This window comes from Acidovorax sp. 94 (genome assembly GCF_003634645.1).
Lineage (GTDB): Bacteria > Pseudomonadota > Gammaproteobacteria > Burkholderiales > Burkholderiaceae_C > Acidovorax > Acidovorax facilis.
This window is the reverse complement of the sequence record NZ_RBJA01000001.1, coordinates 5,246,167-5,272,978: the sequence shown is the minus strand read 5'-3', so window position 1 is coordinate 5,272,978 and position 26,812 is coordinate 5,246,167. Positions and strand designations below refer to the sequence as shown.

Annotated in this window: 27 protein-coding genes, 1 tRNA gene and 1 pseudogene; 23 read left to right on the top strand and 6 right to left on the bottom strand. The window is 65.0% G+C overall.

Going from position 1 to position 26,812, the window contains the following annotated elements:
* The first annotated feature begins 61 nt into the window (after positions 1-61).
* The 3 genes from C8C94_RS24300 (at position 62) to C8C94_RS24290 (ending at position 5,057) form a co-directional block, all read left to right on the top strand.
* Complete coding sequence (locus C8C94_RS24300) at positions 62-2,332, top strand: xanthine dehydrogenase family protein molybdopterin-binding subunit (RefSeq protein WP_121422538.1); 2,271 nt, start codon at positions 62-64, stop codon at positions 2,330-2,332.
* Positions 2,333-2,351: 19 nt separating this feature from the next.
* Positions 2,352-2,810: a (2Fe-2S)-binding protein gene (locus C8C94_RS24295; RefSeq protein WP_121422537.1), complete on the top strand. Its 459-nt coding sequence runs from the start codon at positions 2,352-2,354 to the stop codon at positions 2,808-2,810.
* A gap of 945 nt (positions 2,811-3,755) precedes the next feature.
* A complete protein-coding gene (locus C8C94_RS24290) occupies positions 3,756-5,057 on the top strand; it encodes a UDP-N-acetylglucosamine 1-carboxyvinyltransferase (protein WP_121422536.1) in 1,302 nt (433 codons plus the stop codon).
* Positions 5,058-5,071: 14 nt separating this feature from the next.
* Here C8C94_RS24290 and C8C94_RS24285 read toward each other — a convergent pair whose 3' ends face one another.
* Positions 5,072-6,130, bottom strand: a complete 1,059-nt coding sequence (locus C8C94_RS24285; RefSeq protein WP_121422535.1) for a sensor domain-containing diguanylate cyclase — start codon at positions 6,128-6,130, stop codon at positions 5,072-5,074.
* A 22-nt stretch (positions 6,131-6,152) separates the two neighbouring features.
* On the bottom strand, positions 6,153-7,337 hold the full coding sequence (locus C8C94_RS24280; protein WP_121422534.1) for a DUF917 family protein: 1,185 nt from the start codon (positions 7,335-7,337) through the stop codon (positions 6,153-6,155).
* Between the two features lie 268 nt (positions 7,338-7,605).
* Here C8C94_RS24280 and C8C94_RS24275 point away from each other — a divergent pair, with 268 nt between their 5' ends.
* Both C8C94_RS24275 and C8C94_RS24270 read left to right on the top strand, forming a co-directional pair.
* Positions 7,606-8,292 (top strand): DUF3334 family protein, encoded by a 687-nt coding sequence (locus C8C94_RS24275; RefSeq protein WP_121422533.1) that lies wholly within the window; start codon positions 7,606-7,608, stop codon positions 8,290-8,292.
* A 486-nt stretch (positions 8,293-8,778) separates the two neighbouring features.
* Positions 8,779-9,105 carry a plasmid stabilization protein gene (locus C8C94_RS24270; protein ID WP_121422532.1) on the top strand — a complete coding sequence of 109 codons (327 nt, stop codon included), beginning with the start codon at positions 8,779-8,781 and terminating at the stop codon, positions 9,103-9,105.
* Positions 9,106-9,194: 89 nt separating this feature from the next.
* Here the strand turns inward: C8C94_RS24270 and C8C94_RS24265 are convergent, their stop codons facing one another.
* Both C8C94_RS24265 and C8C94_RS24260 read right to left on the bottom strand, forming a co-directional pair.
* Positions 9,195-10,265: a response regulator gene (locus tag C8C94_RS24265; protein ID WP_055399009.1), complete on the bottom strand. Its 1,071-nt coding sequence runs from the start codon at positions 10,263-10,265 to the stop codon at positions 9,195-9,197.
* On the bottom strand, positions 10,265-13,876 hold the full coding sequence (locus tag C8C94_RS24260) for an ATP-binding protein (RefSeq protein WP_121422531.1): 3,612 nt from the start codon (positions 13,874-13,876) through the stop codon (positions 10,265-10,267). The genes C8C94_RS24265 and C8C94_RS24260 overlap by 1 nt, the downstream gene beginning before the upstream one ends.
* Before the next feature lie 224 nt (positions 13,877-14,100).
* Here C8C94_RS24260 and C8C94_RS24255 point away from each other — a divergent pair, with 224 nt between their 5' ends.
* The 10 genes from C8C94_RS24255 to C8C94_RS24210 all read left to right on the top strand — a co-directional run bounded on the left by C8C94_RS24255 (position 14,101) and on the right by C8C94_RS24210 (position 21,451).
* Positions 14,101-14,403, top strand: a complete 303-nt coding sequence (locus C8C94_RS24255; RefSeq protein ID WP_055399013.1) for an urease subunit gamma — start codon at positions 14,101-14,103, stop codon at positions 14,401-14,403.
* Between the two features lie 41 nt (positions 14,404-14,444).
* Positions 14,445-15,059 carry a HupE/UreJ family protein gene (locus C8C94_RS24250; RefSeq protein WP_121422530.1) on the top strand — a complete coding sequence of 205 codons (615 nt, stop codon included), beginning with the start codon at positions 14,445-14,447 and terminating at the stop codon, positions 15,057-15,059.
* 25 nt (positions 15,060-15,084) lie between these two features.
* Complete coding sequence (locus tag C8C94_RS24245) at positions 15,085-15,390, top strand: urease subunit beta (protein WP_121422529.1); 306 nt, start codon at positions 15,085-15,087, stop codon at positions 15,388-15,390.
* Between the two features lie 112 nt (positions 15,391-15,502).
* On the top strand, positions 15,503-17,221 hold the full coding sequence (ureC, locus tag C8C94_RS24240; RefSeq protein ID WP_121422528.1) for an urease subunit alpha: 1,719 nt from the start codon (positions 15,503-15,505) through the stop codon (positions 17,219-17,221).
* 12 nt (positions 17,222-17,233) lie between these two features.
* The gene (locus C8C94_RS24235) at positions 17,234-17,722 is read left to right on the top strand and encodes a GNAT family N-acetyltransferase (RefSeq protein WP_121422527.1); all 489 of its coding nucleotides are present in this window, start codon (positions 17,234-17,236) and stop codon (positions 17,720-17,722) included.
* Positions 17,723-17,792: 70 nt separating this feature from the next.
* On the top strand, positions 17,793-18,449 hold the full coding sequence (ureE, locus tag C8C94_RS24230; RefSeq protein ID WP_121422526.1) for an urease accessory protein UreE: 657 nt from the start codon (positions 17,793-17,795) through the stop codon (positions 18,447-18,449).
* An 11-nt stretch (positions 18,450-18,460) separates the two neighbouring features.
* Positions 18,461-19,171 carry an urease accessory protein UreF gene (locus C8C94_RS24225; RefSeq protein ID WP_121422525.1) on the top strand — a complete coding sequence of 237 codons (711 nt, stop codon included), beginning with the start codon at positions 18,461-18,463 and terminating at the stop codon, positions 19,169-19,171.
* Positions 19,172-19,221: 50 nt separating this feature from the next.
* Positions 19,222-19,899 (top strand): urease accessory protein UreG, encoded by a 678-nt coding sequence (ureG, locus tag C8C94_RS24220; RefSeq protein WP_121422524.1) that lies wholly within the window; start codon positions 19,222-19,224, stop codon positions 19,897-19,899.
* A 19-nt stretch (positions 19,900-19,918) separates the two neighbouring features.
* Positions 19,919-20,006: transfer RNA gene (locus tag C8C94_RS24215), tRNA-Ser, on the top strand.
* Positions 20,007-20,188: 182 nt separating this feature from the next.
* Positions 20,189-21,451 carry an integrase arm-type DNA-binding domain-containing protein gene (locus tag C8C94_RS24210; RefSeq protein WP_121422523.1) on the top strand — a complete coding sequence of 421 codons (1,263 nt, stop codon included), beginning with the start codon at positions 20,189-20,191 and terminating at the stop codon, positions 21,449-21,451.
* Between the two features lie 450 nt (positions 21,452-21,901).
* Here the strand turns inward: C8C94_RS24210 and C8C94_RS25535 are convergent, their stop codons facing one another.
* Positions 21,902-22,687, bottom strand: a complete 786-nt coding sequence (locus tag C8C94_RS25535) for a hypothetical protein (protein ID WP_147433303.1) — start codon at positions 22,685-22,687, stop codon at positions 21,902-21,904.
* Between the two features lie 526 nt (positions 22,688-23,213).
* On the opposite strand from C8C94_RS25535, the gene C8C94_RS24200 reads away from it, so the two are divergent.
* The 8 genes and pseudogenes from C8C94_RS24200 (at position 23,214) to C8C94_RS24165 (ending at position 26,598) form a co-directional block, all read left to right on the top strand.
* On the top strand, positions 23,214-23,474 hold the full coding sequence (locus tag C8C94_RS24200) for a hypothetical protein (RefSeq protein WP_121422521.1): 261 nt from the start codon (positions 23,214-23,216) through the stop codon (positions 23,472-23,474).
* On the top strand, positions 23,471-23,713 hold the full coding sequence (locus C8C94_RS24195) for a hypothetical protein (RefSeq protein WP_121422520.1): 243 nt from the start codon (positions 23,471-23,473) through the stop codon (positions 23,711-23,713). Before C8C94_RS24200 ends, C8C94_RS24195 begins: the two co-directional genes overlap by 4 nt.
* Positions 23,714-23,716: 3 nt before the next feature.
* Positions 23,717-23,986 (top strand): hypothetical protein, encoded by a 270-nt coding sequence (locus tag C8C94_RS24190; protein WP_121422519.1) that lies wholly within the window; start codon positions 23,717-23,719, stop codon positions 23,984-23,986.
* 87 nt (positions 23,987-24,073) lie between these two features.
* Positions 24,074-24,556: pseudogene (locus C8C94_RS24185) on the top strand (JAB domain-containing protein); the annotation flags it as partial.
* A 114-nt stretch (positions 24,557-24,670) separates the two neighbouring features.
* Positions 24,671-25,459 (top strand): hypothetical protein, encoded by a 789-nt coding sequence (locus tag C8C94_RS24180; protein WP_121422517.1) that lies wholly within the window; start codon positions 24,671-24,673, stop codon positions 25,457-25,459.
* 47 nt (positions 25,460-25,506) lie between these two features.
* The gene (locus C8C94_RS24175) at positions 25,507-25,800 is read left to right on the top strand and encodes an AlpA family transcriptional regulator (RefSeq protein ID WP_121422516.1); all 294 of its coding nucleotides are present in this window, start codon (positions 25,507-25,509) and stop codon (positions 25,798-25,800) included.
* 16 nt (positions 25,801-25,816) lie between these two features.
* Positions 25,817-26,290 (top strand): hypothetical protein, encoded by a 474-nt coding sequence (locus C8C94_RS24170; protein WP_121422515.1) that lies wholly within the window; start codon positions 25,817-25,819, stop codon positions 26,288-26,290.
* An 8-nt stretch (positions 26,291-26,298) separates the two neighbouring features.
* Entirely contained in the window at positions 26,299-26,598 is a 300-nt protein-coding gene (locus tag C8C94_RS24165; protein ID WP_121422514.1) for a hypothetical protein, read from the top strand.
* 39 nt (positions 26,599-26,637) lie between these two features.
* Here the strand turns inward: C8C94_RS24165 and C8C94_RS25670 are convergent, their stop codons facing one another.
* Positions 26,638-26,790: a hypothetical protein gene (locus C8C94_RS25670; protein ID WP_158603845.1), complete on the bottom strand. Its 153-nt coding sequence runs from the start codon at positions 26,788-26,790 to the stop codon at positions 26,638-26,640.
* Positions 26,791-26,812 lie beyond the last annotated feature (22 nt).

The following is a 26,812-nucleotide window of genomic DNA, read 5'->3' as shown; positions in this document are numbered from 1 at the left end:
GGTGGAGAAACGCCCCTCGGATTTACGATGGGCGGCTAAGGCCCCAATAAGGAATGAACCCATGGTGAAACGACGCACAGTGCTCCTCGGCGGCGCCGCAACAGCGGGCGCGCTGGTCATTGGCTGGGGCGTGATGCCGCCGCGCCAGCGCCTGCACCCGTCCGACCCGCTGCCGCAGACCCGCGGACAGGCCGCGTTGAACGGCTGGGTCAAAGTGGGGGCCGACAACACCGTGACGGTGATGATGGCCAAGTCCGAAATGGGCCAGGGCGCACACACGGGCCTGGCCGCCATCCTGGCCGAAGAGCTGGACGCCGACTGGGCGCAGGTGCGGCTGGAGATGACGCCCATCGACGATATCTACAACAACCTCGCCACGGTGGTGGACGGCCTGCCCTTTCACCCCGACAACGATGGCTCGATGAAGGCCGTGGCCGGCTGGCTGACTGCCAAGACGATGCGCGAGGTGGGCGTGATGATGACGGGCGGATCGAGCAGCATCAAGGACCTGTGGCTGCCCATGCGCGAAGCTGGCGCCCATGCGCGTGCGATGCTGATCCGCGCTGCCGCTTCGCAGTGGGGCGTGCAGGCGACCGAGTGCACGACCAACGCAGGCTGGGTAGAACACTCTGCAGGCCAGCGCGCCACCTTTGGCGAACTGGCCGCCCTGGCCGCTCAGCAGCCTATGCCGGGCAAGGTCACGCTCAAGGAGCCCGCACAGTTCAAGCTGATCGGCAAGCCGCTGACGCGCATCGAGGCGCCGTCCAAACTCGATGGAACGGCCGTGTTCGGCATCGACGCCAACCCGCCCGGCCTGCTGCACGCCTGTCTCGTGATGTGCCCCACACGCGGCGGCAAGGTGGCCCGCTTTGATGCAGCCGCCGCCCAGAAGCTGCCCGGCGTGAAACACGTGCTCGAAGTGGCGCCCTACCACGGCGGCACGGGCGGTGTGGCCGTGATTGCCGACACGCCGTGGCACGCCAAAAAGGCCGCCGCCGCAGTCACCGTGGAATGGGACCACGGCCCCGCCGCCACCTTGTCGAGCGAAACCGTGATGGCGCGACTGGCCCAGGCGCTGGACCAGGCCAAAGGCTTTGGCTACCACAGCGCGGGCGATGTGGACGTTGCCATGCAGAGCGCGGCCAGCACCATCACCGCCGACTACCGCGCGCCCTACCTGGCCCACGCCGCGCTGGAGCCGATCAACTGCACGGTGCAGTTCAAAGATGGCGCTGCCACCGTGTGGACATCCACCCAGGTGCCGGGCCTGGCGCGCCGCGCGGCGGCCAAGGCGCTAGGCATCGACGACGAAAAAGTGACCTTGCACCAGCTGCTGCTGGGTGGCGGCTTTGGCCGCAGGCTGGAGGCCGACTACGTGGCACAGGCCGCCGCCATAGCCAAGGCCGCCGGGGGTGCGCCGGTGCAAACGCTGTGGAGCCGCGAGCAGGACACGCAGCACGACTTCTACCGCCCGGCCTGCATGGCCCGCTTCAAGGCGGGGTTTGACGCGCAGGGCCAGCTGGTGGCGTGGCACAACGTGTCGGTGGGCCAGGCCATCGTGCCGCAGGTGCTGGTGCGCACCTTTGGCCTCGCAGGCGCAGGGCCGGACAAGACCACGTCCGAAGGCGCGTTCGACCAGCCCTACGAATGGCCCCATGCGCGCATTGCGCACGAGATCGTCGACCTGCCGCTGCCGGTGGGCTTCTGGCGCTCGGTCGGGCACTCGCACCAGGCGTTTTTCAAGGAAAGTTTTGTGGACGAGGCCGCAGCGGCGGCCAAGCAGGACCCGGTGGCGTTTCGCGCCGCACTGCTGCAAAAGCACCCGCGCCATCTGAAGGTGCTGCAAAAGGCGGCCGAGCTCGCGGACTGGGGAAAACCACTGGCTCCGGGTGCAGCGGGCGAGAAGCGTGCGCGCGGCGTGGCATTGCACCAGTCGTTCGGCTCCATCGTGGCGCAGGTGGCCGAGGTGTCGGTGGGGGCGGACAAGGCCATTCGCGTGCACCGCGTGGTGTGCGTTGTCGACTGCGGCGCGGCCATCAACCCCAACCTGATTGCGCAGCAGATGGAAAGCGGCGTGGTGTTTGGGCTCACGGCGGCGCTGTATGGCGAGATCACCCTGAAGGACGGGCAGGTGCAGCAGAGTAATTTTCACGACGTGCCGCTGCTGCGCATGGCCGACTGCCCGCGGGTGGAGACCCACATCATCGACAGCGCCGAACCGCCCGAGGGCGTGGGCGAGCCCGGCGTGCCGCCCATTGCGCCTGCGGTGGCCAACGCCCTCTTCGCACTCACCGGCCAGCGCCTGCGCGCCCTGCCACTGAAGCTGGCCTGAATCGATTCAAGGAACCACCATGTCCACCACCTTGCGCATCAACGGCAAAGCCATCGCCGTCACCGCCGAACCCGACACGCCCCTGCTGTGGGTGCTGCGCGGCGAGCTTCACATGAACGGCACCAAGTTTGGCTGCGGCATGGCGCTGTGCGGCGCCTGCACCGTGCATCTGAATGGCGAGCCCGTGCGCGCCTGCATCACGCCCCTCTCGGCCGTGGGCGATGCCGACATCACGACCATTGAGGGGCTACAAGGCCCCGAGGCCACCGCCCTGCGCAGCGCGTGGACGGTGCTGGACGTGGCGCAATGTGGCTACTGCCAGAGCGGGCAGCTCATGTCGGCCTGCGCGCTGCTCAAGAAAAACCCCAAGCCCAACGATGCGGACATTGACGCGGCGATGGGTGGCAATGCGTGCCGGTGTGGGACGTATCCGAGGATTCGTGCAGCGATTCATCGGGCGGCTGAGGGGCCGGGTTGATTTTTGGTTGTTTCTGCCGCTGGCGCTTGTCCATAAAGCGCTTATAGCTATTATTTTTGCAGCATACCTCATGCTATCGGCTATTCGGGCTGAGCTTGTCGGGGTCTGATCGGTTCAGCTGTCCGTTCGGGCTGAGCTTGACGAAGCCTGGGCTTGTGCACTGGATTTGCCGCATGCCTGGTTGGAGGGCGGAGGCCGGGGTGTGCGCCCGGCGGCGCAGTAACTTTCTCTTGCCTCGCCAAGAGAAAGTCACCAAAGAGAAGGCGACCCTGCACGCTGCGTCCCCACACGCCCTTGCGGGCGTGTGGGGAAACCTGCGGTACTCGCGTCCAGCGGGGTCTCGCTCGAACTCGCTTCGTTTCACTGCGCTCAAACAATCGCGAGCCCTGATCCGCTGGCCGCTGCGCTCCTCGGCGCATCCTGAAGGGAACCCGGGGAGCGGACATCCACTCGGGCCATTGCTTCGCTGCGCTGCGCTCGGCCCACAACGCGCGGGCGCTTCGCGCCGCGACCGCGAGGCCGAGCGAAGCAATGGCCCGTGTGGCTGTTCGGCTGTTGGATGTTCGGGTGCCCAACCCCCTGCTGGCTGCGCCTGCGGCGGGGCGGTTGCGGGGTGAGCATGGGCGTCGAAGCGCCCATGCTTCGTTAACTGACTCGCCGTGGTTGTCCGAGCGGCGCGCGCCAGCGCAAAGCGAGTTCCACGGCGCACCCCGCAACCGCCCCGCCGCAGGTTGCCCCTTCGCAACGCGAAGGGGTCGCAGACTGGGGGTCGCTCTTTCTTTGGTGACTTTCTTTCGGCGACGCGAAAGAAAGTTACCGCGCTGCCGGGCGCGCTCCCCGGCCTCCGCCCACAAACCAGGCACACCGCCCCCATACACACAACCCAGTTAGAGTATCGACCTCGCGCAACCCCTGGCCCGCCCAGGCCTCTTCTCCTCCCTCCCCATGTCCAACCTCGTCGTCCACGGCGGCACCCCGCTGCGGGGCCGCATCATTCCTTCTGCCAACAAGAACGCGGTGCTGCCCGTGCTCTGCGCCACGCTGCTCACCAACGAGCCACTCAGGCTGCTCGGCGTGCCCGACATCACCGATGTGCGCAAGATCCTCGACATCTTCCGCACGCTGGGCAGCGATGTGCAGATGGACCACGCCACTGGCACGCTGAACCTGCACCACCACGCCACCACGTTCGACGCGGCCCACCACCGCCTGCCCGAGGAAATGCGCTCGTCCATCATGCTGGTGCCCCCGCTGCTGGCGCGCTTTGGCGTGGCGCGGCTGGAGGACAACGTCAAGGGCTGCACGCTGGGCGTGCGCGAGATCGATCCGCATGTGGAGGTGTTCCACCGCTTTGGCGGGCGCGTGGAACGGGCCGAAGGCTCGCTGCTGATCCGCTGCGACGGCAGGCTGCAGGCCAACCACCACTGGCTGGACTACGCATCGGTCACCACCACCGAGAATTTCGTGCTGTGCGCCGCCACGGCCGAAGGCACGTCGGTGCTGACCAATGCCGCGTCGGAGCCGCATGTGCAGGAGTTCTGCCGCTTCATGACCATGATCGGCGTGCGCATTGAGGGCATGGGCACGTCGCGCATCACGGTGCATGGCGGCACGCAGCTGCGTGGCGGGGAGTTCCGTTTCGACGAAGATTTTCACGAGATCACCACCTTCCTCGCCTTGGGTGCGATCACGGGGGGTGACGTGGTGGTGAAGAACAGCGCGCCGGAGAACTTTCCGCTCATCGACCGCACCTTTGCCAAGTTTGGCGTCACCATCACGCACGAGGACGGCTGGTCGCGCGCGCACTGCGCGGGCCCGCTCAAGGTGCAGACGCCGTTCACCAGCAATGTGCTGACCAAGGTGGAGGCGGCGCCCTGGCCGTACTTTCCGGTGGACCTGCTGCCCATCTTCATCGCCCTGGGTGTGCGGGCCGAGGGCAATGCGCTGTTCTGGAACAAGGTGTACGACGGCGCTTTAGGCTGGGCGGGCGAGCTGTCGAAGTTTGGCGCGCATGTGTTCCAGTCCGACCCGCACCGGCTGGTGACCTTTGGCGGCAACCCACTGACGCCTGCGGTGGTGGAGAGCCCTTACATCATCCGCGTGGCGATTGCGCTCTTCATGGTGGCGGCGAGCACCCTCGGGCGCTCGGAGATCCGCAACGCCACACCCATCCGCCGCGCCCACCCGCACTTCGTGGAGAACCTGCGCAGCCTGGGCGTGCAGGTGGAGTGGACGAGCGAGGAGTGAGGAGCGGACGGTGCTCAGGCGGTGATAACGCCGTCTGCGTCTTCGTCCGGCTCGATGAGTACATGGACCGCAGGGGCCCCACCCTGCTGCACATCGGCGCAGTACACGGCGTTGCGCCCCGTGCCCTTGGCGCGGTACAGGGCCTTGTCGGCACGGTTGACCAGCTCTTCAAAGCCGATGCCCGAGCCCTTGTGCATCGTGGCCACACCGATGCTCACGGTGACCGAAGCGCTCGCACCCTGCTCATTCACGGGCACGCTCAACGCGGCCACATCGTGGCGCAGTGATTCGGCCACACGCAAGGCGCTGACGCCATCGGTTTCGGGCAATACGATCACAAACTCCTCGCCCCCGAACCGCGCCACGATGTCCACACCACTGCGCTTGCGCGCCGCGCAGGCCTGGGCCACGGCGCAGATCACGCGGTCTCCCGCAAGGTGCCCCCAGGCGTCGTTGACCGTCTTGAACAGGTCAATGTCCACCACCAGCAGGGACAGCGGGTGGTCAAAACGCTCGGTGCGTTTGCATTCGTTCGCGCCCAGTTCCATCAGCGTGCGCCGGTTGGCCAGGCCCGTCAGCGAGTCATTGGCGGCCAGCAACTCCAGCGCGGTATTGAGCTCTTGCAGCAGCTTGTTCTGCTCCAGCAGCTGCTGGTTGATCTGCGCAATCTCGTCTTCCTTCTGCTTGCGGTCATGGATGTTGAAGGTGACGCCAATCAACCGCTTGCCGGGCGTGGCGCTGCTTCGGTCCATGATGCGGCCGTAGTTGGCAAACCAGATCCACTCGCCCGCCTTGGAGCGCAGCCGGAACTCGGCACGGTACTGCGGTGTGATGCCTGCCACGTGGTCGGCCACCGCCTGCTTGACGCTTTCCAGGTCGCCAGGGTGGAACAGGCCAAAGATGTCCTGCACGCCCGTCACGATTTCGTCCTGGGTAAAACCCAGCTCCTCAAAGGTCTTGGTGGCCTTGTGGGTGACCTGGCCGCTGACCAGATCGTTCTCCCACAGGTCCAGCCCGGCGGCCTCCAGCACCAGCTCCAGCCGCTCCTTGTTCAGGTCTGCTTCATCACCCATGGCGGCAAAAACCCTTGATTCTTCAGGCCGACGGCATCGCCCCGGCGTAACCCATGTTGCGCAGCAAACCGGCAAACGAAGCCACGACACCCGGGGTGTTGTAAAGCTGGGGGGCCGTCTGTACGGCGATCACGCTCACCATCTGGCCCGTGCTTTTGCCCGTGGTGGGATCGAAGTACAGGGCCAGGTCGTCGCTGGCGTTGGAGAAGCCGCGGCCCGTGCTTTCCGAGTAGTAGCAGATGGAGTCGGGGGCGATGACATCGGGCGCCACGCTCGCAGACGAGTACATGATGAGGTTCTCGTTCAGGTTGTACAGATAGTGCGTCTCGGTGCTCAGGCTCGGGTCCTGTGTGTTGTCCAGGCGGATGATGCCCGAATCCAGCGACGCGCTGGAGGTGGACTGCGTGACCGAGGTGATGAAAAAATTGGTCACCACCGCGCTGGCTGGGCGGCCGGTGATCATGGTGATCACGTCCGCCACGGCAGCAGTGGCAGGCGGCGTGGCGGCCTGCAGCAGAAACTGCCCCAGCCCCCGCGCCTGCTCCAGCGTGCCCGGAATGTAGCTGCCCGACAACGCAAAACCGTTGCCCGCGTTGGAGGGCCACATGGCAATGCCCGAATACCCGCCAAACCCGGCCACCACGCCACCCGCCAGGGTCTCCACGCGCGCAGCGGTAGAAGCGCCCAGCACAGCGGATTCCAGATCCACCAGCGTAGAGGCATCGCTGGCCAGCACAGCGGGGCACGGCGCAAGCTGCGCACCGCCGGTGAAGGTGGTCTGGGGAAGTTCGGGCACGGCACGGCCAGCGCCATCGCCGTTGACCACCCAGACCGCGCCCTGCGACATGGCCGCGCCAATGAGCGGCACGAGCGAATTGATGGGCCCGATCTCCACAGGGATCAAGGCGCCCAGCAGGGCACCGGTACTGGCCTCCATCACGGCCACGGTGTTGCTGACCGAGTTTTGCACCGCAGACAGCGTGAGGCTGTCGGCCGCATCGGGCGAGCCCATGATGGCGAGCACACAGGCGTTGGTGGCGCCGTCATAGTCCTGCACCGTGACCGTGCCGCTCCAGCCCTGACCAGCCAGCTCCTGAAGGATCGAACAAGCGTCGTGGTAGCTGCCGCCCCCCCCACTGGCCAAAACCGCTGCGCCCGCCGCAATCGATTGGAAATCGGCCAACCCATAGTTATAGACAACACCCATCTGGCGCCCCTCTCTTTTGGTATGGGAGGCACGATACGCCTGCCCGGTTGGTTGTCAATCCGCTGCATCCCATGCGGGCCCAGGGCGCCAACGTGGTATGACCCGGATCAAGGGCACGCAAGTTCTGCGCCCAAGAACCGCACGGCCAACACCCGCAGCTGAGCGCACCAGGGCGGAAAGCACTCTGGCCTCGCGGTGCGCCATCGCCTATGCTCTGTCTGCGTTGCAGTTTTGTTGTTGTTTTTCCTGGCAGATGCCTATCCACACCATGAGCCTCCCCGATAAATCCCCCGTCTACGGCACCGAAGATCTGCTGATCAGCCTGTGCAACTCCGTCACCCGGGTCTTGAACGTGGCCACCCACAGCCAGATCCACTACTCCGGCATGGTGCAACGCATCAGCAAGACGTGCCTCAAGCCCGACATCGGCTGTTTTGTGCTGTTCGATGGCGGCTTCTCGGGGCTGGTCATCATCAACTTCTCGGCCCAGGCCGCGATGGAGCTGTATGCCAACTACCTGCTGAACATGGGCATGTCCAAGGACGATCTGGTCAGCTCCTACACGTCGGACGAAGTGAGCAATGTGATGGGCGAGCTGATGAACCAGGTGGTGGGCGACTTCACCGGCAAGGTGCGCCGCGAGCTGCAGACTCACATCACCCAGAACCAGCCCAAGATGCTGGTGCTGAACAAGCAGGTGATGCTGAGCGTGGACGCCAACCTGGACAAGCCCGAAGCCCGGCGCGTGACCTTCTATACCAGCAACAACAACATCTTCTACCTGGAACTGGCCATCGACCGCACCGAGTTCATCAAGCTCTACGACTTCGAGGCGCAGGAAGTGCCGGATGCCGACGCGCTGATGGCCCAGTCGCAAGAAGCCCCTCCCGTGCCCGCGCCACCGCCTGCGGGGCAGGACGACACGGACGCACTGCTGAAGTCGCTGGGGATGTAGTTCATTCAAAAATAATAGCTATAAGCGCTTGTCAAATAAGCGCTACAGCCGTTTTTTGACCCAACTAGCCCACTGAAACCGAGAAATCGGCTGTTCGTGAGGGTCTGGCAGGGCCTCCCTCTAGGCGGCGGGCGCAGGCGGGTTGCACACCCGGCGAGCACGGCAACGACAAGGGCGGCCCTGCCAGGCCCTCACCCTTCGAGCCGGGGTGGCAGCAGGCGCATCGCTGCGTTGCGTTGCGTTGCGTTGCGTTGCGGACTTTGCCAAGGCGGCCAGCCTTGGCCGCAGCCCGCGCCTTGCGCTGCACCCGCTGCCACCTCGGCGCACAGCCGATTTCTCGGTTTCAGTGGACTAGGGCGTACCACTCCCTTCAGAAGACATGCGGGGCATGCGTCCTACACCCGCCCCCGCGCAACACTGACCGGGGCCGCCGGGTCTGGGCATAAGCTGAAACGCTCATCACCCTGCCACTCGAAGGAGCCCACCATGCCACGCGGAACCTGGAGCGCCAAACGCGAGCGCCAGTACGAACACATCAAGGACAGCCTGCTGGAACGCGGCAAGGACGAAGACACGGCCGAGGAAATCGCGGCCCGCACGGTCAACAAGGAACGCGCACAGCACGGCGAAAGTAAAACCGCCGCCCCTCAGACCCTGCGTGCCACGCCTGCGCCCGTGCGCGGAGGCAGGAACTCGCGCCGTGGCCCGCAGGGGCGCACCCGGGATCAGCTCTACGAAGACGCCAAACGGCAGGGGATCAAGGGGCGCTCAAAGATGAACAAGCAAGAGCTGGAGAAGGCTGTGGGCCGCTGACGCGCAGCCTAGGCGGTCACACTGGCTCTTCAAAATTTATAGCTGCCGGCGCTTTACCAAAAAGCGCTAGCGGCCAAAAACACCCAAAACTACCCCTCAAATTGCGGATGCAGCTGCCGGATGCGGTTCATCGCCATGGCCGCCGCCGCAGTGCGCGTCTCCACCCCCAGCTTGGCGAACACGCGCTCCAGGTGTTTCTTCACCGTGGCGGGGCTCGCGCCCAGGATGTCGCCGATGTCGCGGTTGATCTTGCCCTTGACCACCCAGTACAGCACCTCGGCCTCGCGCGCGGTGAGCTTGAAGGACAGGCTCATGGATTCGATGATTTTTGCGTCGGACACCTCGCGCATCACGATGAGCCAGTCGCCGCCGCCGGCGCTGTCCCCCGCCTGCTGGTGCAGCCGGAAGGTGAGGCGGCGCGCGCCCTGCTCCACGGCCAGGCGGGGAGGCTCGGCCAGCGATGCAGCCAGCAGCTCGGCCGCGTTGTCGGCCAGCACGTGGCGGCGCAGCCAGGCCTGCACGGGCTCGGGTGCCCATTGGCCGAATGCGGTGGGCGTGCCATCGGGGCTCACTTCGCCAAAGTAACTTTGCAGCAGCTCGCGCGCCAGCGGGGTTTGCCAGACGATGCGGCCGTCCGACGCACGCACGGTGATGCTGGCGTAGCCAAACGCATCGAGCGCGTTGCGCGCCTCGCGGGCCTGGCGGGCGTCCTGCCGGGCCTTGCGGGCTGCGCCCAGGTGCACGCCCATGCGCGCCATCACCTCGCGGGGCTTGATGGGCTTGGTGACGTAGTCCACGCCACCCGCCTCCAGCGCGGCCACGAGGTGCTCGGTCTCGGTCAGGCCCGTCATGAAGATGATGGGGATGTGCGCCGTGGCGGGCGATGCCTTCAGGCGCCGGGCGACTTCAAAACCGTCCATGCCGGGCATCATGGCGTCGAGCAGAACAATGTCGGGCAGGGCCTGCGCGGCACGCTGCAAGGCCGCCTCGCCATGCGTGGCGACCAGCACGGTGTAGCCCGATTCATCCAGCGCGTCGTGCAGCACGGCCAGGTTGTCGGGCACGTCGTCCACGATCAGCACCACGTCGCTGTCGGTGCGGTCCAGCGCTGCACCGGGCGCTGCAGACGCGTGCAAGGAAGATGGGTTGGCGGTGGTCATCACGAGGGTGCCTGCTCCAGGATCTGGCCCATGGCATCGAACTGGAACTGCTTGGCCAGCTGCCGCATGGTGCCCACAAAAGCGCTGTGCGCGGGCTGGCTGCGTTCAATGTCGTCCAGCGTGTTGAGGATGCCACGGTAGTAGCCCAAAGACACTGCCTGGGCCAAGGCGGCAAGGGCGGTGGTGTCGGGGTATGTGAGGGGCGCATCCGCTGCCGCAGGCAAGGCGGGGGTCGTATTGGCTTCGCCGTATTGCCACTGCAACCCCAAACGGCGCTCCAGCCAGTCGAGCAGCTCGCTGTGGCGCACGGGCTTGACGATGAAGTCTTCGGGGCGGATGTCCACGTCGTTGTCCAGCGCCTTGTCAAACGCATTGGCGGAAACAATGGCGCAATGCACGTTCGGCAACCGCATCTGCCGCACGCGCCGCAAGGTCTCCCACCCGTCGATGCCCGGCATGGCCAGGTCCATGAAGATGGCGTGCGGCCGGTAGCCGGTGGCCAGCAGATCCAGCGCATCGTGGCCGCTGGCCGCCTGGCGCAGCTCAAAGCCCAGGGGTTCGAGCAGTTGCACCAGCAGCTCGCGGTCGGGCTCTTCGTTGTCCACGACCAGGATGCGGCGGCGCTCGCCGGCATACCCTCTGCGCGCGCGCTGGGCTTGCACAGCCACAGGCGCCGCCGCCTTGCCCAGCGTATCCCCATGCACCTCGGGCAGAAACAGCTTGACGTGGAACACAGAGCCCACGCCTGGGGTGCTGCTCACCGTCAGCTCGCCGCCCATGAGCGCGGTGAGCATCTTGGCAATGGTCAGGCCCAGGCCTGCGCCCGGCGCGGCCGCGGTGTTGCCACCGCCCGAGCCGCCGCGCGCAAAGGGCTCGAAGATGCGCTCGATCTCCTCGGCTGTGAGGCCTGGTCCGGTGTCCTGCACCTCGATGCGCGCCATTTCGCGTGCATAGCGCACGCGCAGCGTGACGGTGCCGTGCGCGGTGAACTTGACGGCGTTGCCCAGCAGGTTGATGAGGATCTGGCGCAGGCGCTTTTCGTCGGCACGCACCACTTCCGGAATCACGCCCAGCACATCAAACTGGAAAGCCAGGCCCTTGGCCGCGGCCTGCAGTTCAAACAGGCTGGCCATCTCGTGCAGGCCATCGGCAAAACGCATGGGCGTCACGTCCAGCGTGAGCTTGCCGGATTCGATGCGCGCAATATCGAGCGTGCCCTCGATGAGCGAGAGCAGGTGCTCGCCCCCCCGGCGGATCACATGTACCGCCTGCTTGCGGTGCGGGGGCACGCCCGCGTCCTCGCCCATCAGCTGCGCGTAGCCCAGGATGGAGTTGAGCGGCGTGCGGATCTCGTGGCTGATGGCGCTGATGTAGCGGCTCTTGGCCTGGTTGGCCTGGTCGGCAGCGCGCTTGGCTTCTTCGGCCACCTGGCGCGCCTGCTCGGCCACGCTGCGCGCGGTCTGCAGGGCCTCGTCGGTCTGGCGGTGTAGCTCGATCTCGCGCACCAGAAGGCCGGTCTGGCGGTTGGATTCCTCCTGAGCCACCTGGCGGCTTTTGTGCGCCAGCACCAGCCACCAGGCCACGATGCCCGAAATGACCAGCAGTGCAAGATAGGCCTTGAGCAGGCCCGAGCGCAGCGCCACTTCGGGTGCCGCCATCACCTCGGTGTCAGTGGCCGCCTGGGCGATGGTGTTGAGCTCCTGGTGGTACAGCAGCCCCATCACCGAGGCCAGCAGCGGCGCTATCACCAGCATCAGCAGCAGGAAGTGACCCAGGCCCGTGTCCAGGTAGCGCCACATGGCGCGCGGCAGCACCCAGCGCAGCGCGGCCGACCACTGCACCGCCATGCTCGCGTGGGGTTTGCACAGGTCGCCGCAGCGCGCATCGAGCGTGCAGCACAGCGAGCAGATAGCCCCCCGGTAAGCAGGGCACTGGGCCATGTCCGGGGCTTCGTACTCGCGCTCGCAGATCACGCAGCGCTGCACGGTGTAGCGCACATAGCTGCCCAGGTCAGCACCTTGTTTGCCGCTGACCGGACCGTGCATGGGCACCGCCACCACATCGGTCACCGCAGTGGGATCGGGCTGGCGCGCAATGTAGTAGCGCCCTCCAGTGGCCCAGGCAATGAGCGGTGCGGTGACAAAGGCCACCGCCATCGCAATCACCGCCGAGAACGCCTGCGGCAGCGGTCCGAACAGGCCCAGGTGCGCGCTGATGGACAGGATGGACGCGAGCGCCATCGAGCCCACGCCCACCGGGTTGATGTCGTACAGGTGCGCGCGCTTGAACTCGATGCCCTTGGGCGACAGACCCAGCGGCTTGTTGATGACGAGGTCGGCCACCACCGACATGATCCAGGCGATGGCGATGTTGGAGTACAGCCCCAGCACCTCGCCCATGGCGCGGAACACGTTCATCTCCATCAGCATGAAGGCGATGAGGGTGTTGAACACCACCCACACCACGCGCCCCGGGTGGCTGTGGGTAAGGCGCGAAAAGAAGTTCGACCACGCCAGCGAGCCTGCGTAGGCGTTGGTCACATTGATCTTGAGCTGCGAGACCACCACAAACAACGCCGTGGCCGCCACCGCCCAGCCGTAGTGGGGGAACACGTATTCATACGCGGCCAGGTACATCTGGTTGGGGTCCACCGCACGCTCGGCAGGCACCATGTGCGTGAGCGCCAGGTAGGCTAGCAGCGCGCCGCCCAGCATCTTGAGCACGCCCAGCACCACCCAGCCCGGCCCGCCCACCAGCACGCCCAGCCACCAGCGCCCACGTGTGGCAGGGGTGGATGCGGGCATGAAGCGCAGGTAGTCGGCCTGCTCCCCCATCTGGGTAATGAGCGCAATACCGACCGTGAGCGCCGCACCAAACAAGGGCAGCTGGAATGTGACGCCCCGCATTGATTCACCACCGTAGTGCACGATGCCAGAAAACGCACCAGGATCGCGCACGATCACATACACAAACGGCACCACCAGCATCACCAGCCACAGCGGCTGCGTCCACATCTGCAGGCGGCTGATGGCCGACACGCCGTGGGTGACCAGCGGAATCACCACAATGGCGCAGATCAGGTAGCCCCAGGTGGGCGGGATGTCGAGTGCCAGCTCCAGCGCATAGGCCATCACGGCCGCCTCTAGCGCGAAGAAGATGAAGGTGAAGCTCGCGTAGATCAGCGAGGTGAGCGTGGAGCCGATGTAGCCAAAGCCCGCGCCGCGCGTGAGCAGGTCCATGTCCACCCCGTAGCGCGCCGCATACACGCTGATGGGCAGCCCCGCCAGGAAGATGATGAGCCCCGTGGCCACGATGGCCCAGAACGCGTTGATGAAGCCGTACTGCACCAGCAGCGTGGCGCCCACGGCCTCCAGGATCAGGAAGGAGGCCGCGCCAAACGCGGTGTTGGCCACCCGCCATTCAGACCATTTGCGAAAGCGCTGGGGGGTGTAGCGCAGTGCGTAGTCCTCCATGGTCTCGGTGGCGACCCAGCTGTTGTAGTCGCGGCGCACCTTGACGACCTGCTGCGGCGCTTGCGCGTCGGCATCCGGCCCCAATGCGGGCGCCGAGGCCACGTCGGGCGGGACAAGAGAGGCGGTGGAGGGAGGCATGGACAGGGGTTGCGACAAGCCCTGCAAGTGCAGTTTCCATGCCACGGCCGCCGCGGGTGGGCACCACCCCTGCGCCCTCTGGCGTATGGCGGGCACGGGGCTTGCTGCCTATGATGAATCCGCTGCCCTTCGGACCGCACGGCCATCGATGACGATTGCCCCGTGTGTCCGGCCTGGACAACCCGCCACACGAGCCCACCCCTCCTTACATTGAGCAGAACGACATGGAACTGACCCCTCGTGAGAAAGACAAGTTGCTGATCTTCACCGCCGCCCTGCTGGCCGAGCGCCGCAAGGCCCGGGGCCTGAAGCTCAACTACCCCGAGGCCATGGCCCTGATCAGCGCCGCCGTGATGGAAGGCGCGCGCGACGGCAAGACCGTGGCGCAATTGATGAGCGAGGGCCGCACCGTGCTCACCCGCGCGGACGTGATGGACGGCATCGCCGAGATGATTCCTGACATCCAGGTCGAGGCCACCTTCCCCGACGGCACCAAGCTGGTCACCGTCCATCAACCGATCGTCTGACCCCCTTTCTCTCTGTCCCTCGTTCTCTCTGTGGAGCCCCCATGCGCATCGCACTCTCACACCGCCACACAGCCGCTCTCCTTTTCATAGCTGCCAGCGCAATCAGCACGTGCGCCAACGCCCATACAGGCGCTGAATCCCACATCCACAACAGTTTCTTCAGCGGCCTTGCCCACCCCCTGTTCGGCCTGGACCACCTGGCCGCCATGGTGGCCGTGGGCCTGTGGAGCGCCCTGGCCGCGCGCAGCGCCGGGCGCGAACTGCTATGGGGCCCCGTGGGCTTTGCGGCCATGCTGCTGGTGGGCGCCGTGCTGGGCCTGCAGGGCGTGGCGCTGCCTGCTGTGGAGCCGATGATTGCTGCGTCGCTGCTGGTCACAGGCCTGCTGGTCGTGTCGCGCCAGCGCGTGCCCGGACTGGTGGCGGCGCTAGGTGTGGGCGTGTTCGCTGTCTTCCACGGCGTGGCCCACGGCTACGAGCTGACAGGCAGCGACAGCGCCTGGCAAACATTGGCAGGCATGCTGACCGCCACCGTGCTGCTGCATGGCACGGGCCTCGCGGCGGGCTGGGCACTGCGCCACCGCCATGTGTGGCTGGCGCGCGCCGCAGGTGCGGGCGTGGCAGTGTTCGGTGGTGCGCTGCTCGCGCAAATGGCCTGACCCGTTGACCCACCAGGAGCACGCAATGATCCCAGGCGAACTCTTCACCGAACCCGGTGAACACCCGCTCAACACCGGCCGCCGCACCCTCACGCTGGTGGTGCGCAACACCGGCGACCGACCCATCCAGGTCGGTTCGCACTACCACTTTGCCGAAACCAACAACGCGCTGGGTTTTGACCGCACGGCTGCGCGCGGCATGCGGCTGAACATTGCGTCGGGCACCGCCGTGCGCTTTGAGCCCGGCCAGGAGCGCACGGTGGAGCTGGTGGACTACGCGGGCGAGCGCAAGGTGTACGGCTTTCAAGGCCTCACGCACGGCGCGCTGTAGCACTGAGCCACAAAAATTTAAGCCAAACTGGCCTCTAGCGCTTGATGGATAAGAGCTAGCAGCTATTAAAACAATAGTATTTATCGCCCACCGGAAAGCGGAGCACCCCACCATGGCAACCATTGGACGACGCGCCTACGCCGAAATGTTTGGCCCCACCGTGGGCGACCGCGTGCGCCTGGCCGACACCGAACTCATTCTCGAAGTCGAAGCCGATCACACGCTGCGCGCAGGCAGCTACGGCGAAGAGGTGAAGTTTGGCGGCGGCAAGACCATTCGCGACGGCATGGCACAAAGCCAGCGCAGCAACGCCCAGGGCGCGGTGGACACGGTGCTGACCAATGCCCTCGTGGTGGACCACACCGGCATCTTCAAGGCCGACATCGGCTTGCGCGCAGGCCGCATCGCATCCATCGGCAAGGCCGGCAACCCCGACACCCAGCCCGGCGTGGACATCATCATCGGCCCCGGCACCGAGGTCATCAGCTGCGAGGGCAACATCGTCACCGCAGGCGGCATCGACAGCCACATCCACTTCATCTGCCCGCAGCAGATCGAAGAGGCCCTGGCCAGCGGCGTGACCACCATGCTGGGCGGCGGCACCGGCCCCGCCACGGGCACGCTAGCCACCACCTGCACCTCAGGCCCCTTCAACATGGAGCGCATGCTGCAGGCGGCCGACGCTTTCCCGATGAACCTGGGCTTTCTCGGCAAAGGCAACGCCAGCCTGCCCGATGCCCTGCATGAGCAGATCAACGCAGGCGCCATCGGCCTCAAGCTGCACGAAGACTGGGGCACCACGCCGTCGGCCATCAGCAACTGCCTGGACGTGGCCGAAGAAACCGACACGCAGGTGGCCATCCACAGCGACACGCTCAACGAATCGGGCTTTGTGGAGAACACCATTGCCGCCGTAGGTGGGCGCGGCATCTGCGCCTTCCACACCGAAGGCGCGGGCGGCGGCCATGCCCCCGACATCCTGCGCGTGGTGGGCGAGGACAACTTCCTGCCCAGCTCCACCAACCCCACCATGCCGTACACGCACAACACGCTCGACGAGCATGTGGACATGCTCATGGTGTGCCACCACCTCGATGCCAGCATTGCCGAAGACCTGGCCTTTGCCGAAAGCCGCATCCGCAAGGAGACGATTGCCGCGGAAGACATCCTGCACGACCTGGGCGCCATCAGCATGATGTCCAGCGACAGCCAGGCCATGGGCCGCGTGGGCGAAGTCATCCTGCGCACTTGGCAAACCGCGCACAAGATGAAGGTGCAGCGCGGCAGCCTGCAAGGTGACACCGCCCGCAACGACAACACGCGCATCAAGCGCTACGTGGCCAAATACACCATCAACCCCGCCATTGCGCACGGCATCAGCCATGAAGTGGGTTCGCTCGAAGTGGGCAAATGGGCCGACATCGTCATCTGGAAGCCCGCATTCTTCGGCGTGAAGCCCGCGCTCATCTTGAAGGGTGGCCTGATCGCCATGGCGGCGATGGGTGACCCGAACGCCTCCATCCCCACGCCCCAGCCCGTGCACTACCGGCCGATGTTTGGCGCGTTTGGCGGAGCGATTGCCAAGACCTCCCTCACCTTTGTCTCGCAGGCAGGTTTGGCGGCGGGCATCGGTGAGCGCTTCGGCCTGCGCAAAACGCTGAGCGCGGTGTGCAACATCCGCAGCGTGCGCAAGCAGCACATGGTGCACAACAGCTACACGCCCAAGATGGAAATCGACGCGCAGACTTATTCGGTACGCGCAGATGGGCAGCTGCTCACTTGCGAGCCCGCCACCGTGCTGCCCATGGCGCAGCGCTACTTTTTGTTCTGAGGCCCACGTCCCATGAGCGCCGTATTGCAAGACCTGATGATCCGCCTGGACGATCTGAGCGACCCGCGCATTGAAGCCTTCATGCAAGAGCACCTGGTGGACATGCGCGCCGTTTCACCGCCTGAAAGCGTGCACGCGCTGGACATGGACCAGCTGCTCCAGCCGAACATCGCGTTCTGGTCTGCCTGGCTGACCGGAGCGGATGGCGACATGCTGGTGGGCACGGGCGCGCTCAAGCGGCTCGATGCCGGCCACGCTGAACTCAAATCCATGCGCACCAGCACCCGCCATCGCGGCCGGGGCATTGCGCGCCAGCTGCTGAACCATTTGCTGCAAGAGGCCCGTGCACGCGACTTTGCCCGCGTGAGCCTGGAGACCGGTACGCAACCCTTCTTCGAACCCGCGCGGCAGCTCTACCTGCAGAACGGCTTCGTCGAATGCGGCCCTTTTGCCGACTACTGCCTCGACCCTTACAGCTTCTTCATGACCCGTACGCTGTAAACAAACGCGCTCCCCAGGGTTGAGCCCCTGGCACACAATGCGCGTTTGCCCGCTGCAACCAAGAATCTCTATGATCCAAGCCTCCAAACTCATCCCCCAAGGCAAGGGCCTTGCGCCCGTACTGGTCAAGCGAGCCACCACCATCGAGCTGGACTGGGACGTGCGCCAGAAAAGCCGCTTTGCCGCCACCGACTCCGCCGGGCGCGAGCTGGGCATCTTCCTGCCGCGCGGCACGCTGGTGCGTGGCGGTGATGTGCTGGTGGCCGAAGACGGCTCAATGGTCCGCGTCATCGCCGCACCGCAGCCCGTGCTGGTCATCACGCACTGCACACAACACGGCACCCCGTTCGACCTGACCCGCGCCGCCTACCACCTGGGCAACCGGCACGTGCCCATCGAGCTGCAGCCCGACCACCTCAAGATCGAACCCGACCACGTGCTGGCCGACATGCTGCGCGCGATGCACCTGATCGTGACCGAGCAGAACTTGCCCTTTGAACCCGAAGGCGGGGCCTATGCGGCGGGACACGGTGGCGGGCACCACCACCATGGTGGGCATGATCACGGACATGACCATGGGCACGATCCCGATCACGATCACGATCACAGCCATGATCACAGCCACGCAGCAGCAAACACCGCAGCCCCAGGCCCCGGGCGCACCGTGTCCATCCCCGTGGTGGCCCAGGGGCATGTGCACGGCCCCCACTGCAACCACGACCACTGACTCCCCGCTCCATGCGCCTGGACCGCCCCGCGCCCCTGCCCGCCGCCAGCTTCCTGCAGCTGATGTGGCTCGCCTCCCCCGCGCTGCCCGTGGGCGGGTTCTCGTATTCCGAAGGGCTGGAAAGCGCCATTGAAAACGCGGGCCTCGCCAGCGAAACCGCCGTGGGCGACTGGCTGCTGGACCAGTTGCACATCACGCAGGCGCGCGGCGACATGGCCCTCATCGCCAAAGCAGCAGGCGCCTGGCGCCGCGCCGACTGGGCGCACGTGCGCGAACTCAACGACTGGGTGCTACACACCCGCGAAACCAGCGAACTGCGGCTACAGACCGAGCAGATGGGCCGCTCGATGGCCGACTGGCTGCGCAACCAGCACCAGGGTGACGAAGAGACTCTGCCCGCCATCCGCCACCTGGCCGCCCTGCCCCCCACGTACCCCGTGGCATTTGCACTGGCCGCCTCCACCACCCAGGCGCCCGTGCGCGATGTTCTGCTGGCCTACGCCTTCGGCTGGGCCGAAAACATGGTGCAGGCCGCCCTCAAATCCATGCAGCTGGGCCAAAGCGCGGGCCAGCGCATCCTCGCAAAACTGGCCGATGCCATACCTGCCGCCGCCGACCACGCCATAGGCCTGATGGATAGCGAGCGCCAGGCCTTTTCGCCGATGCTGGCCATCCTGAGCGCCCAGCACGAAGTGCAATATTCAAGACTTTTCCGTTCCTAGCGCTTGCGAATACTGCACTAGCAGCTATTTATTTGATAGCAAACAACACCATGACCAACACACTGCACCACATCCCGCACCGCACCAAAAACCTGCCCCCGCTGCGCGTCGGCATCGGCGGCCCCGTGGGCTCCGGCAAGACCACGCTGCTGGAAATGCTGTGCAAGACCATGCGCGATGACTACGACCTCATCGCCATCACCAACGACATCTACACCAAGGAAGACCAGCGCCTGCTGACAGTGAGCGGTGCCCTGCCCGCCGAACGCATCCTGGGTGTGGAAACCGGCGGCTGCCCCCACACCGCCATCCGCGAAGATTGCTCCATCAACCTCGAAGCCATCGACCGCATGCTGGGCGAGTTCCCCAACGCCGACATCGTGTTTGTAGAAAGCGGCGGCGACAACCTGGCCGCCACCTTCAGCCCCGAGCTCTCGGACCTCACCCTCTACGTGATTGACGTGGCCGCTGGCGAAAAAATCCCCCGCAAGGGCGGCCCCGGCATCACCAAGAGCGATCTGTTCATCATCAACAAGACCGACCTGGCCCCCCACGTGGGCGCCAACCTGGACGTGATGCACGCCGACACCACCCGCATGCGCACCAACGCCCAGGGCCTCAAGCCGTTTGTGATGACCAATCTCAAAACCCTGGCAGGCGTGGCCGATGTGGTGAAGTTCATCGAGACCCGGGGCATGCTGAAAAAATCAGCACCCGCAGTCGGCTAGAATTCGCGCCTTCCCTCCCGGAGACTTGGGTGAGTGGTTTAAACCAGCAGTCTTGAAAACTGCCGACGGGCAACCGTCCGTGAGTTCGAATCTCACAGTCTCCGCCAAATCGATGTCCGAGGACATCCCAGGACCTCCATCAAGCCCGCCTCTCTCCTATGAAGGCGGGCTTTTTTTCGTCCATTAAGGGCTCTGGACGTCCACTGACATCCAGCGTTTTTGGCGGTATTTCTGACGGGATGCGGGTAAGCTGCTGGTTTTAGATACCGTCAAAACCGGAGATACCGCCATGCCGCGCCTTGCTGTACCCCTGACAGATACCGCCGTAAGGAACGCCAAGCCGGACGCCAGCAAGCCCAAAGGGCACACGCTGCCGGATGGCGGGGGGCTGTACCTGCACATCACCCAGGCCGGGAAGTACTGGCGCATGGACTACCGCCGCCCGAACGGCAAGCGCAACACCCTGGCCTTTGGCGTGTACCCGGCCATCAGCCTTGCACAGGCCCGCGAGCGGCGCGAGCTGGCCCGTGGACTGCTGGCCCAAGGCATCGACCCCAGCGACCACAAGCGCGAATCCGAGGCCAGCAAGAAGGCGGCAATGGTCAACACCGTGGAAGCGATGGCGCGGGCCTACCTGGAGAACAGGCGGGATGGATGGTCCACCACCCACTACGACCGTGAAGCCCGAAGCCTGGAGAAAGACCTTTACCCCTACCTGGGGCACCGCCCTATCGGTGAGGTGGAACCGCCCGAGCTGCTCCGGGCGTGCGAGCGCGTGCAAGACCGCGATGCCGTGGAGAGTGCGCACCGGCTGCTGACCACTGCATCCGGCGTCTGGCAGTTCGCCATAGCCAAGGGGCACGCCACGCGGGACATTGCCCAGGACATCAAAAAGGCGCTGAAGCCACGCAAAAAGGGGCACTTCCCGGCCATCACCAACCCGGCCCAACTGGGCGAACTGCTGCGGGCCAGCGACGGCTACGGCGGCGGCCCCGTGGTGCGCGGGGCCCTGGCCATCGCCCCCATGCTGTTCCAGCGCCCCGGCAACCTGCGCACCATGCGCTGGGCTGATCTTGACCTGGCGGCGGGCTGGTGGACTATCCCCAGCGCAGACATGAAGCGCAGCGTAGCGGCCAAACGAGACGGGGCAGCGCACAAGGTGCCACTGCCCCGGCAAGCGGTGGCCGCCATCCTCAAGCTACAGCCCTTGACCGGCCACGGTGAGTACGTGTTCCCCGGCCTGCGCGACCACAGCAAGCCCATGAGCGAAGCCGCAGTAAACGCCGCCCTGCACGCCATGGGCTACAAGGACATTCACACTTGGCACGGCTACCGCGCCACGGGCCGCACTCTCTTGCGCGAGGTGTTCAAAGTCGATATCGACGTGATCGAAGCCCAGCTGGCCCACGTGGGCGGCAAGACCCACGGCGGCGCCTATGACCGGACCACCTTCGTTGATGAGCGCGTGACGGTGCTGCAGCAATGGGCGGACTACCTGGACAAGCTGCGCCAGGGAGCGGACGTGATACCGATGCCCCAGCGGGCCGCCTGAGCCCCACGCCAGCACCACACACAAGGGCCGCGAGGCCCTTTTTTCATGGGCGCATGGGGCTACCTTGCATTTCCTTCGGCACCATGAACGCCAAAAGTGCCGGGGACACGGGGACAAATGGCCTGAATCCAGTAGCCATGGGGGTTTGCAGGAAATACCCACCGGGGACAAACCGGGGACGGGCCGGGGACAAAGCGGGGACAAAGGAGATATTTATTGAATAGTGAAATTCATTCATACATCCATACCCATTGAACCCCGCCCCGGCCCTTCAAAGGGTGCCCGCTCTGCCCACCTGCTGACGGGGCGGCACTGCCGCCGCAGTGCCGCGGTGCCTGATGCCCGGCGCCTGGCTGTGTTGCATGCGTAGGTACATCGTTGGAAATGAGCGCGGGAGGGCCTTCCCCTGGCGCCACACGTCGCCGCCCGTCTGCCCAGATCGGCCACTTTTCAGGGCGCGGTCAGGGTCGTGGCTGTGAGACCGGCAGATCTATCGCGCTCTCGCTTGATCGCCATGAGTGCGTTTTTCTTTGCCCTTGCTGCCTCTGGCGCTCGTGCATAGGCCGATCGCTTCCTGGCATTGATCTCATCTTTGTGGACTTCGCGATGCTTCCGGTTTCGCTCTCGGTTTTCCTTCCGCCGTTGTTCGTGCCACGCTTCGGACTGTTCGGCATACCAAGCCCTGTTCTGCTCGCGTCTCTGCTCGCGCCATTCGTGGGACTGTGACGCACGCCACTCAGCGACCCGCGCCCGCTGCTGCGCACGTCCTTCGTCGGACAGGGCGACATACCATGCCTTTTTCAGAGCCCGTTGCCGCGCATGCCATTCTTCGGGGTGCGCCGCCTCCTTCGCCCGGCGCCGCTCGCGCCGCTTCGAGTGCCATTCTTCATCCTGCGAGGCATGGCGTGCCCTGCGCTGTTCCGCCCTGCGGGCGTGCCATCCATCAGGCTGTGCGGCATATCGTGCACGCCGCACCTCCCGCTGCCGTGCACGCCATTCCTCTGGTTGCGCCGCATACCTTGCGCGACGCGGTGCCCGCTGTTGCGCATGCCATTCCTCTGGTTGTGCCGCATACCTTGCCCGACGCAGCGCCAGCTTTTGCTCACGCCATTCCTCGGGCTGTGCTGCATAGAGGGCCCGGCGCATTTCGCGTTGCAGCGCACGCAGTTCCTCAGGCTGGGCAGCCCGCCGATTGCGCCTGATGGCGTTTTTGGCCTCGCGCTGGTCATCGGTCATTTCTCTTCGTGCGATCCTCGCTTGATCTGCTCGCAAGCGTTTCAGCTCCGCCCCTGCGAGTGATCGCTCAGCCCCAAACTCGCGACAAAACCAGCTCTTGTACCCTGTCGAATTCCCGTTGCTCGGGGTGGCTCTTCCTTCGCGGTAGATCACTTGTGCAGGTGCTTGCCATATCCGTTTGCGTAGCTCAGCCGCCTCATCTTCCATGCGAGAGCGCCAGCCTTTGATTTGTCGCGTTTCGTAGGTAGCCATGCCTGCCTCCCCCGTGCATAATGCCCCCAACCCCTGACCGGGGCCGGTGCGTAAGAACACCTTTTCGCAAAGCGGCGCGACCTCCCCGATAGTGAGGTTTTGTCACGTCTGTATTCAGCGCGTGCGGCGTTTGGTCGTACGCTTGGTTTCGGGCGGGATGGCCACAGCGGTAACGCCTGGCGCACGTCTTTGCGCGTGTTCTTAACATCCCGTCCACCTCATGCGCGTAAGAACGCATGCGGTGGTTTCAAGTCTCGCAAAGGAGCAAGAAGCCATGACACCCGTCATCCCCTTGGCCAGCCGCAGCGCTGCGCCCACCAGCTCGCAAGGCGCCCGCCTTGGAGCCCCCACCGACCCCATCCAGTTGCATGCCGATGCGCACAACGCCCTGGCCATGGCGCTGCATTACCTGCGCCAGCCTGATGCGAATGTGCCAGGCGCTGCCCGCAAGGCAGTGCAAGCCCTGGCCGCACTGCGCAGCCTGGGCAGTGCAGACGTGTGCACAAGCCCCCGCACGCAAGGGGGTGCAGCATGAGTGGCATCGCCTTCATCACGCGCCAGCATGAAGCCGGATCGCTCCGGGTGCGCGAGTCGTCTGCAAAACTGCCTGACGGTGGGCATCTGAGCATCGCCGCCACACGGTCAACGCGCCTTGTCGATTTGTATATGTCACGCGACTTTATGAGTGTGCATCTTGAGTTCTCCATTGACCAGGCGCGGGCCGTGGCGGCTGAGCTGCTGGCCGGTGCCGATGCGCTGCAGGGGAGGGGCTGAGCCATGGCAGAAAACATCGGATTACTACCCTACGCTGTGCAAAGCGAGTTGGCGGCTATACGGGACGTGATTGGGCTGGTGGCGTTTGCTGTGGAGGCACGGCGCGTGCTGCAGGCGGTAGACGTGGCCGCCGATGGCATCCCGCACATAGGTAAGGCCCTGAGCGGGGTCATTGATATGCGCAGGCAGTGGACTGAATTCCCCGACACTGCTGCGGCCGTGCTGGCAAGCATGCATTGGCGTCTGGAAGAGCTTTTGATGGTGGGGGAATGAGCCATGTCGACAACTGCTATCACCAGAGCCCCAAGGCGCCCCGCACCCCTGCAGAGCCCCAAGGCTGGCGAGCCTATCCGGGCTTACGGTTTGGCCCACGGATCCAACAGTCTGCGCCGTGGGCTGCGTGCCCGTGAAAGGGCCGTGATTGACCGGGCGCTGTGCATCCTGGGTTCATACCTGCGCGAGCCAGGGGACGTGTTTGACAGCCCTGATGCAGTGAAGCACTACCTGATGCTGCACCTTGCGGGTGAGCCCTGCGAACACTTCGCGGTGCTGTACCTGGACAGTCAAAACCGGGGCATTGCGTTTGAACGGCACTTCGCCGGGACCCTGGCGCAAGCCACCGTCTACCCGCGTGAAATTGCCTTTGCGGCGTTGCAGCACGGTGCCGCTGCGGTGGTACTTGCACATAACCACCCAAGCGGCAGCGTACAACCCAGCAGGGCAGATGAAGCCCTTACCCAGACCCTGAAACAGGCGCTGGCGCTTGTGGGTGTGTGCGTGCTGGATCATGTCATTGTGGGCGGCACGCGGGCGTTGAGCATGGCAGAGCGAGGGCTCATGTAGCCGTGTGATTTTTCGCCACGCCTAGCCCGAGGCTGATCACCGAGGGCGAAAAGCCGGACACCTTCACCGGCCTGGCGTTGGCTCCTATTGAGGGCCGAACCTGGAAGGGGCGCTGTGGAACATGAAAACCTTTTTGACATCCTCGAACACCTCGAAGCGCACAAGCGAGATGGATTGCTAAAAGTTTGCCGCGAGATGCGACTCTCGGAGGCTGCGACCGCTGGTGTCGAACAGGCCGCTCGCCTATTGCGGCACTTCGAAACCTATCAAAAGCCACAGATCCCTACCGATAAAGCGCTGCGTGCCAGCTTGAAAAAGATAGAGAAAAAGTCACGCGAATTGCGCGATGCGATTGATCAGGCTGGCCGGTTTGACAAGTTGGCGATGCACCAACTCATGGCGGAGCAGCAGTTGGGTGACTTCCTTGCATGGCCTGAGCGCGTGCCGTTAAGTGGCGTTGTTGACTACGTGGGGTTGGTGCTGAGCCATATGAGTAGCGCAGCGGCGGCAGTCCAGCGCCAAAACCCGAACGATGGTCGCAAAGGGGGGAGAAAGCGGCTACTTCATCGTTACTACTTCTATATAGATTGGGTGTGGGAATCCGTTGGGGAAGAGGGTCTGCCTATTGGAAGGGGCGGACCGTTTGAGCGTCTATGCGATGCCGTTTTTGTTGCTGCGGGCGTGCCCGCCACTGCTGAGGGAGCCGTGCGGTTCTTTGATGAAAATCGTGCTCAGTTTGAGGAAGAGAGGGCGTCTTGGCGGGATTCGGTTCGTCAGTCTGCCGAATCCCCGGAAGGTATGAAACGAGCGCGATTAATCGACATCACTGGAAAAAACCAAGACTGTACGGAGGTGGAAAAATCCACCGATCAAAGTGCCAAGGTGATTCCTTTGCGCGGATAGCCTGCGAGAAAGAACATGAGCGTCCCAGTAACCACCATAGGCGCTCAATGCATCCAAACGCCCAACACAGGCCCCCCGGCAACAGCCTAGGCGCTGCACCTTTACAGGCAGCTTCTGAACCGGTGCCCGCACTTTCCCCAGCCCCAAGCAGGCTCGTCCGGCTACCCATCGTGGAGAGCCTCACGGGCTTGAAGCGAGCAAGCATCTACAGAGCCATGCAAGAGCGCACCTTTCCAGGCTCAGTGAGGCTCGGAGCCCGTGCCGTGGCCTGGCGTGAGTCCGAAGTGCTTGCGTGGTGCGCCGACCGCGCCAAGATTGGTGACGCCAATGACAGGGCCTGACATTGGGCCATCGCCCATGGACAAAGCCCTGGCCGCAGCGCACGACAGCGCACAGCATTGCCTGCAAGCCGCTGCCGACGCCCTCGCGCTCAAGATGCCCGCCGATGGCGTGATGTGTTCCAGCCTCTGGCGCAGGTCCGGCCGCAAGCCCGTTACCGTGCTGGTGCTGTGGCCCTGCTGGGTGCTGGAGGTGCAGCCCGGCACCGGAGCCGTCATTGCAGAGACGCACATTGCCGAGCTGCAGGCGAAGCGACCCCAGACGGCGGCTTTCCTGCAGCGCACGGCAGAGAGCGGCCCCGCAAAGTCGATGTTTCTGTGCCCGCCACAGTCAAGGCGCCAGCGTGTCACGGTGGATGCCCTGTGTGTGGTGCGTGTGCACGATGCAAAGACAGGCGAGTTGCGGGCCGAATCTGAACCTGGCCAGCCCGGCGTGCTGCGTGTGGGCTTTGAGCCACTGACGCCCGCCGACCTGGCGCCGCGGTTGACGTGAGGGGCAGCATGGCAGCCCCAGCAAAACCCAAAGAAGACACGCGGCCAGAGCAAGCGGTGCGTGCGGCTGACTACCTGGAAACGCATCCCGGCGCGACTGCGAAAGAAATTGATGCCGCTTGCGATGTGGGGAGCGTTACCAAGGTGCTGAGCGACATGCAGCGCCTCGATCTGCCCGGCATGGGCTACGGCATTGCGCGTGACTGGCGGCAGATCCCGTGTGCAGGGGGCACCCATGTTCGCAAGGTGCGCACCTACACGCTGCTGCACCGGCCGCGTGCGCAACCGGACCTGTTCAACACCGAGTGAGCTGGAGTCTGCTTGTGCCTGCCCGTGCGGCGTTTGCCACTACCGCCCGATGAACAGCCGCACGCCGCACCACAGCACGTATCCAGCCAACCCAACAGCGGCCAGCGCGGCCAGTGCCATCCCTGCACGCACGGAAACGCCAGCCCCCACCAAAAAGGCAATGCAGAAGGTGAACGCGATCAAGCGGGCCATCTGCGCATTTTATGAATTGAGA

Excerpts from the sequence above, each read along its gene's own strand:
- C8C94_RS24290 (WP_121422536.1), top strand. The coding sequence starts at position 3,756 with ATGTCCAACCTCGTCGTCCACGGCGGCACCCCGCTGCGGGGCCGCATC.
- C8C94_RS24165 (WP_121422514.1), top strand. The coding sequence starts at position 26,299 with ATGGCAGCCCCAGCAAAACCCAAAGAAGACACGCGGCCAGAGCAAGCG.
- C8C94_RS24295 (WP_121422537.1), top strand. The coding sequence starts at position 2,352 with ATGTCCACCACCTTGCGCATCAACGGCAAAGCCATCGCCGTCACCGCC.
- C8C94_RS24245 (WP_121422529.1), top strand. The coding sequence starts at position 15,085 with ATGATCCCAGGCGAACTCTTCACCGAACCCGGTGAACACCCGCTCAAC.
- C8C94_RS24280 (WP_121422534.1), bottom strand. The coding sequence starts at position 7,337 with ATGGGTGTTGTCTATAACTATGGGTTGGCCGATTTCCAATCGATTGCG.
- ureC (WP_121422528.1), top strand. The coding sequence starts at position 15,503 with ATGGCAACCATTGGACGACGCGCCTACGCCGAAATGTTTGGCCCCACC.
- C8C94_RS24190 (WP_121422519.1), top strand. The coding sequence starts at position 23,717 with ATGGCAGAAAACATCGGATTACTACCCTACGCTGTGCAAAGCGAGTTG.
- C8C94_RS24260 (WP_121422531.1), bottom strand. The coding sequence starts at position 13,876 with ATGCCTCCCTCCACCGCCTCTCTTGTCCCGCCCGACGTGGCCTCGGCG.
- C8C94_RS24270 (WP_121422532.1), top strand. The coding sequence starts at position 8,779 with ATGCCACGCGGAACCTGGAGCGCCAAACGCGAGCGCCAGTACGAACAC.
- C8C94_RS24275 (WP_121422533.1), top strand. The coding sequence starts at position 7,606 with ATGAGCCTCCCCGATAAATCCCCCGTCTACGGCACCGAAGATCTGCTG.
- C8C94_RS24195 (WP_121422520.1), top strand. The coding sequence starts at position 23,471 with ATGAGTGGCATCGCCTTCATCACGCGCCAGCATGAAGCCGGATCGCTC.
- C8C94_RS24285 (WP_121422535.1), bottom strand. The coding sequence starts at position 6,130 with ATGGGTGATGAAGCAGACCTGAACAAGGAGCGGCTGGAGCTGGTGCTG.
- ureG (WP_121422524.1), top strand. The coding sequence starts at position 19,222 with ATGACCAACACACTGCACCACATCCCGCACCGCACCAAAAACCTGCCC.
- C8C94_RS24250 (WP_121422530.1), top strand. The coding sequence starts at position 14,445 with ATGCGCATCGCACTCTCACACCGCCACACAGCCGCTCTCCTTTTCATA.
- C8C94_RS24210 (WP_121422523.1), top strand. The coding sequence starts at position 20,189 with ATGCCGCGCCTTGCTGTACCCCTGACAGATACCGCCGTAAGGAACGCC.
- C8C94_RS24175 (WP_121422516.1), top strand. The coding sequence starts at position 25,507 with ATGCATCCAAACGCCCAACACAGGCCCCCCGGCAACAGCCTAGGCGCT.
- C8C94_RS24170 (WP_121422515.1), top strand. The coding sequence starts at position 25,817 with ATGGACAAAGCCCTGGCCGCAGCGCACGACAGCGCACAGCATTGCCTG.
- C8C94_RS25670 (WP_158603845.1), bottom strand. The coding sequence starts at position 26,790 with ATGGCCCGCTTGATCGCGTTCACCTTCTGCATTGCCTTTTTGGTGGGG.
- C8C94_RS24300 (WP_121422538.1), top strand. The coding sequence starts at position 62 with ATGGTGAAACGACGCACAGTGCTCCTCGGCGGCGCCGCAACAGCGGGC.
- C8C94_RS25535 (WP_147433303.1), bottom strand. The coding sequence starts at position 22,687 with ATGACCGATGACCAGCGCGAGGCCAAAAACGCCATCAGGCGCAATCGG.
- ureE (WP_121422526.1), top strand. The coding sequence starts at position 17,793 with ATGATCCAAGCCTCCAAACTCATCCCCCAAGGCAAGGGCCTTGCGCCC.
- C8C94_RS24225 (WP_121422525.1), top strand. The coding sequence starts at position 18,461 with ATGCGCCTGGACCGCCCCGCGCCCCTGCCCGCCGCCAGCTTCCTGCAG.
- C8C94_RS24200 (WP_121422521.1), top strand. The coding sequence starts at position 23,214 with ATGACACCCGTCATCCCCTTGGCCAGCCGCAGCGCTGCGCCCACCAGC.
- C8C94_RS24255 (WP_055399013.1), top strand. The coding sequence starts at position 14,101 with ATGGAACTGACCCCTCGTGAGAAAGACAAGTTGCTGATCTTCACCGCC.
- C8C94_RS24265 (WP_055399009.1), bottom strand. The coding sequence starts at position 10,265 with ATGACCACCGCCAACCCATCTTCCTTGCACGCGTCTGCAGCGCCCGGT.
- C8C94_RS24235 (WP_121422527.1), top strand. The coding sequence starts at position 17,234 with ATGAGCGCCGTATTGCAAGACCTGATGATCCGCCTGGACGATCTGAGC.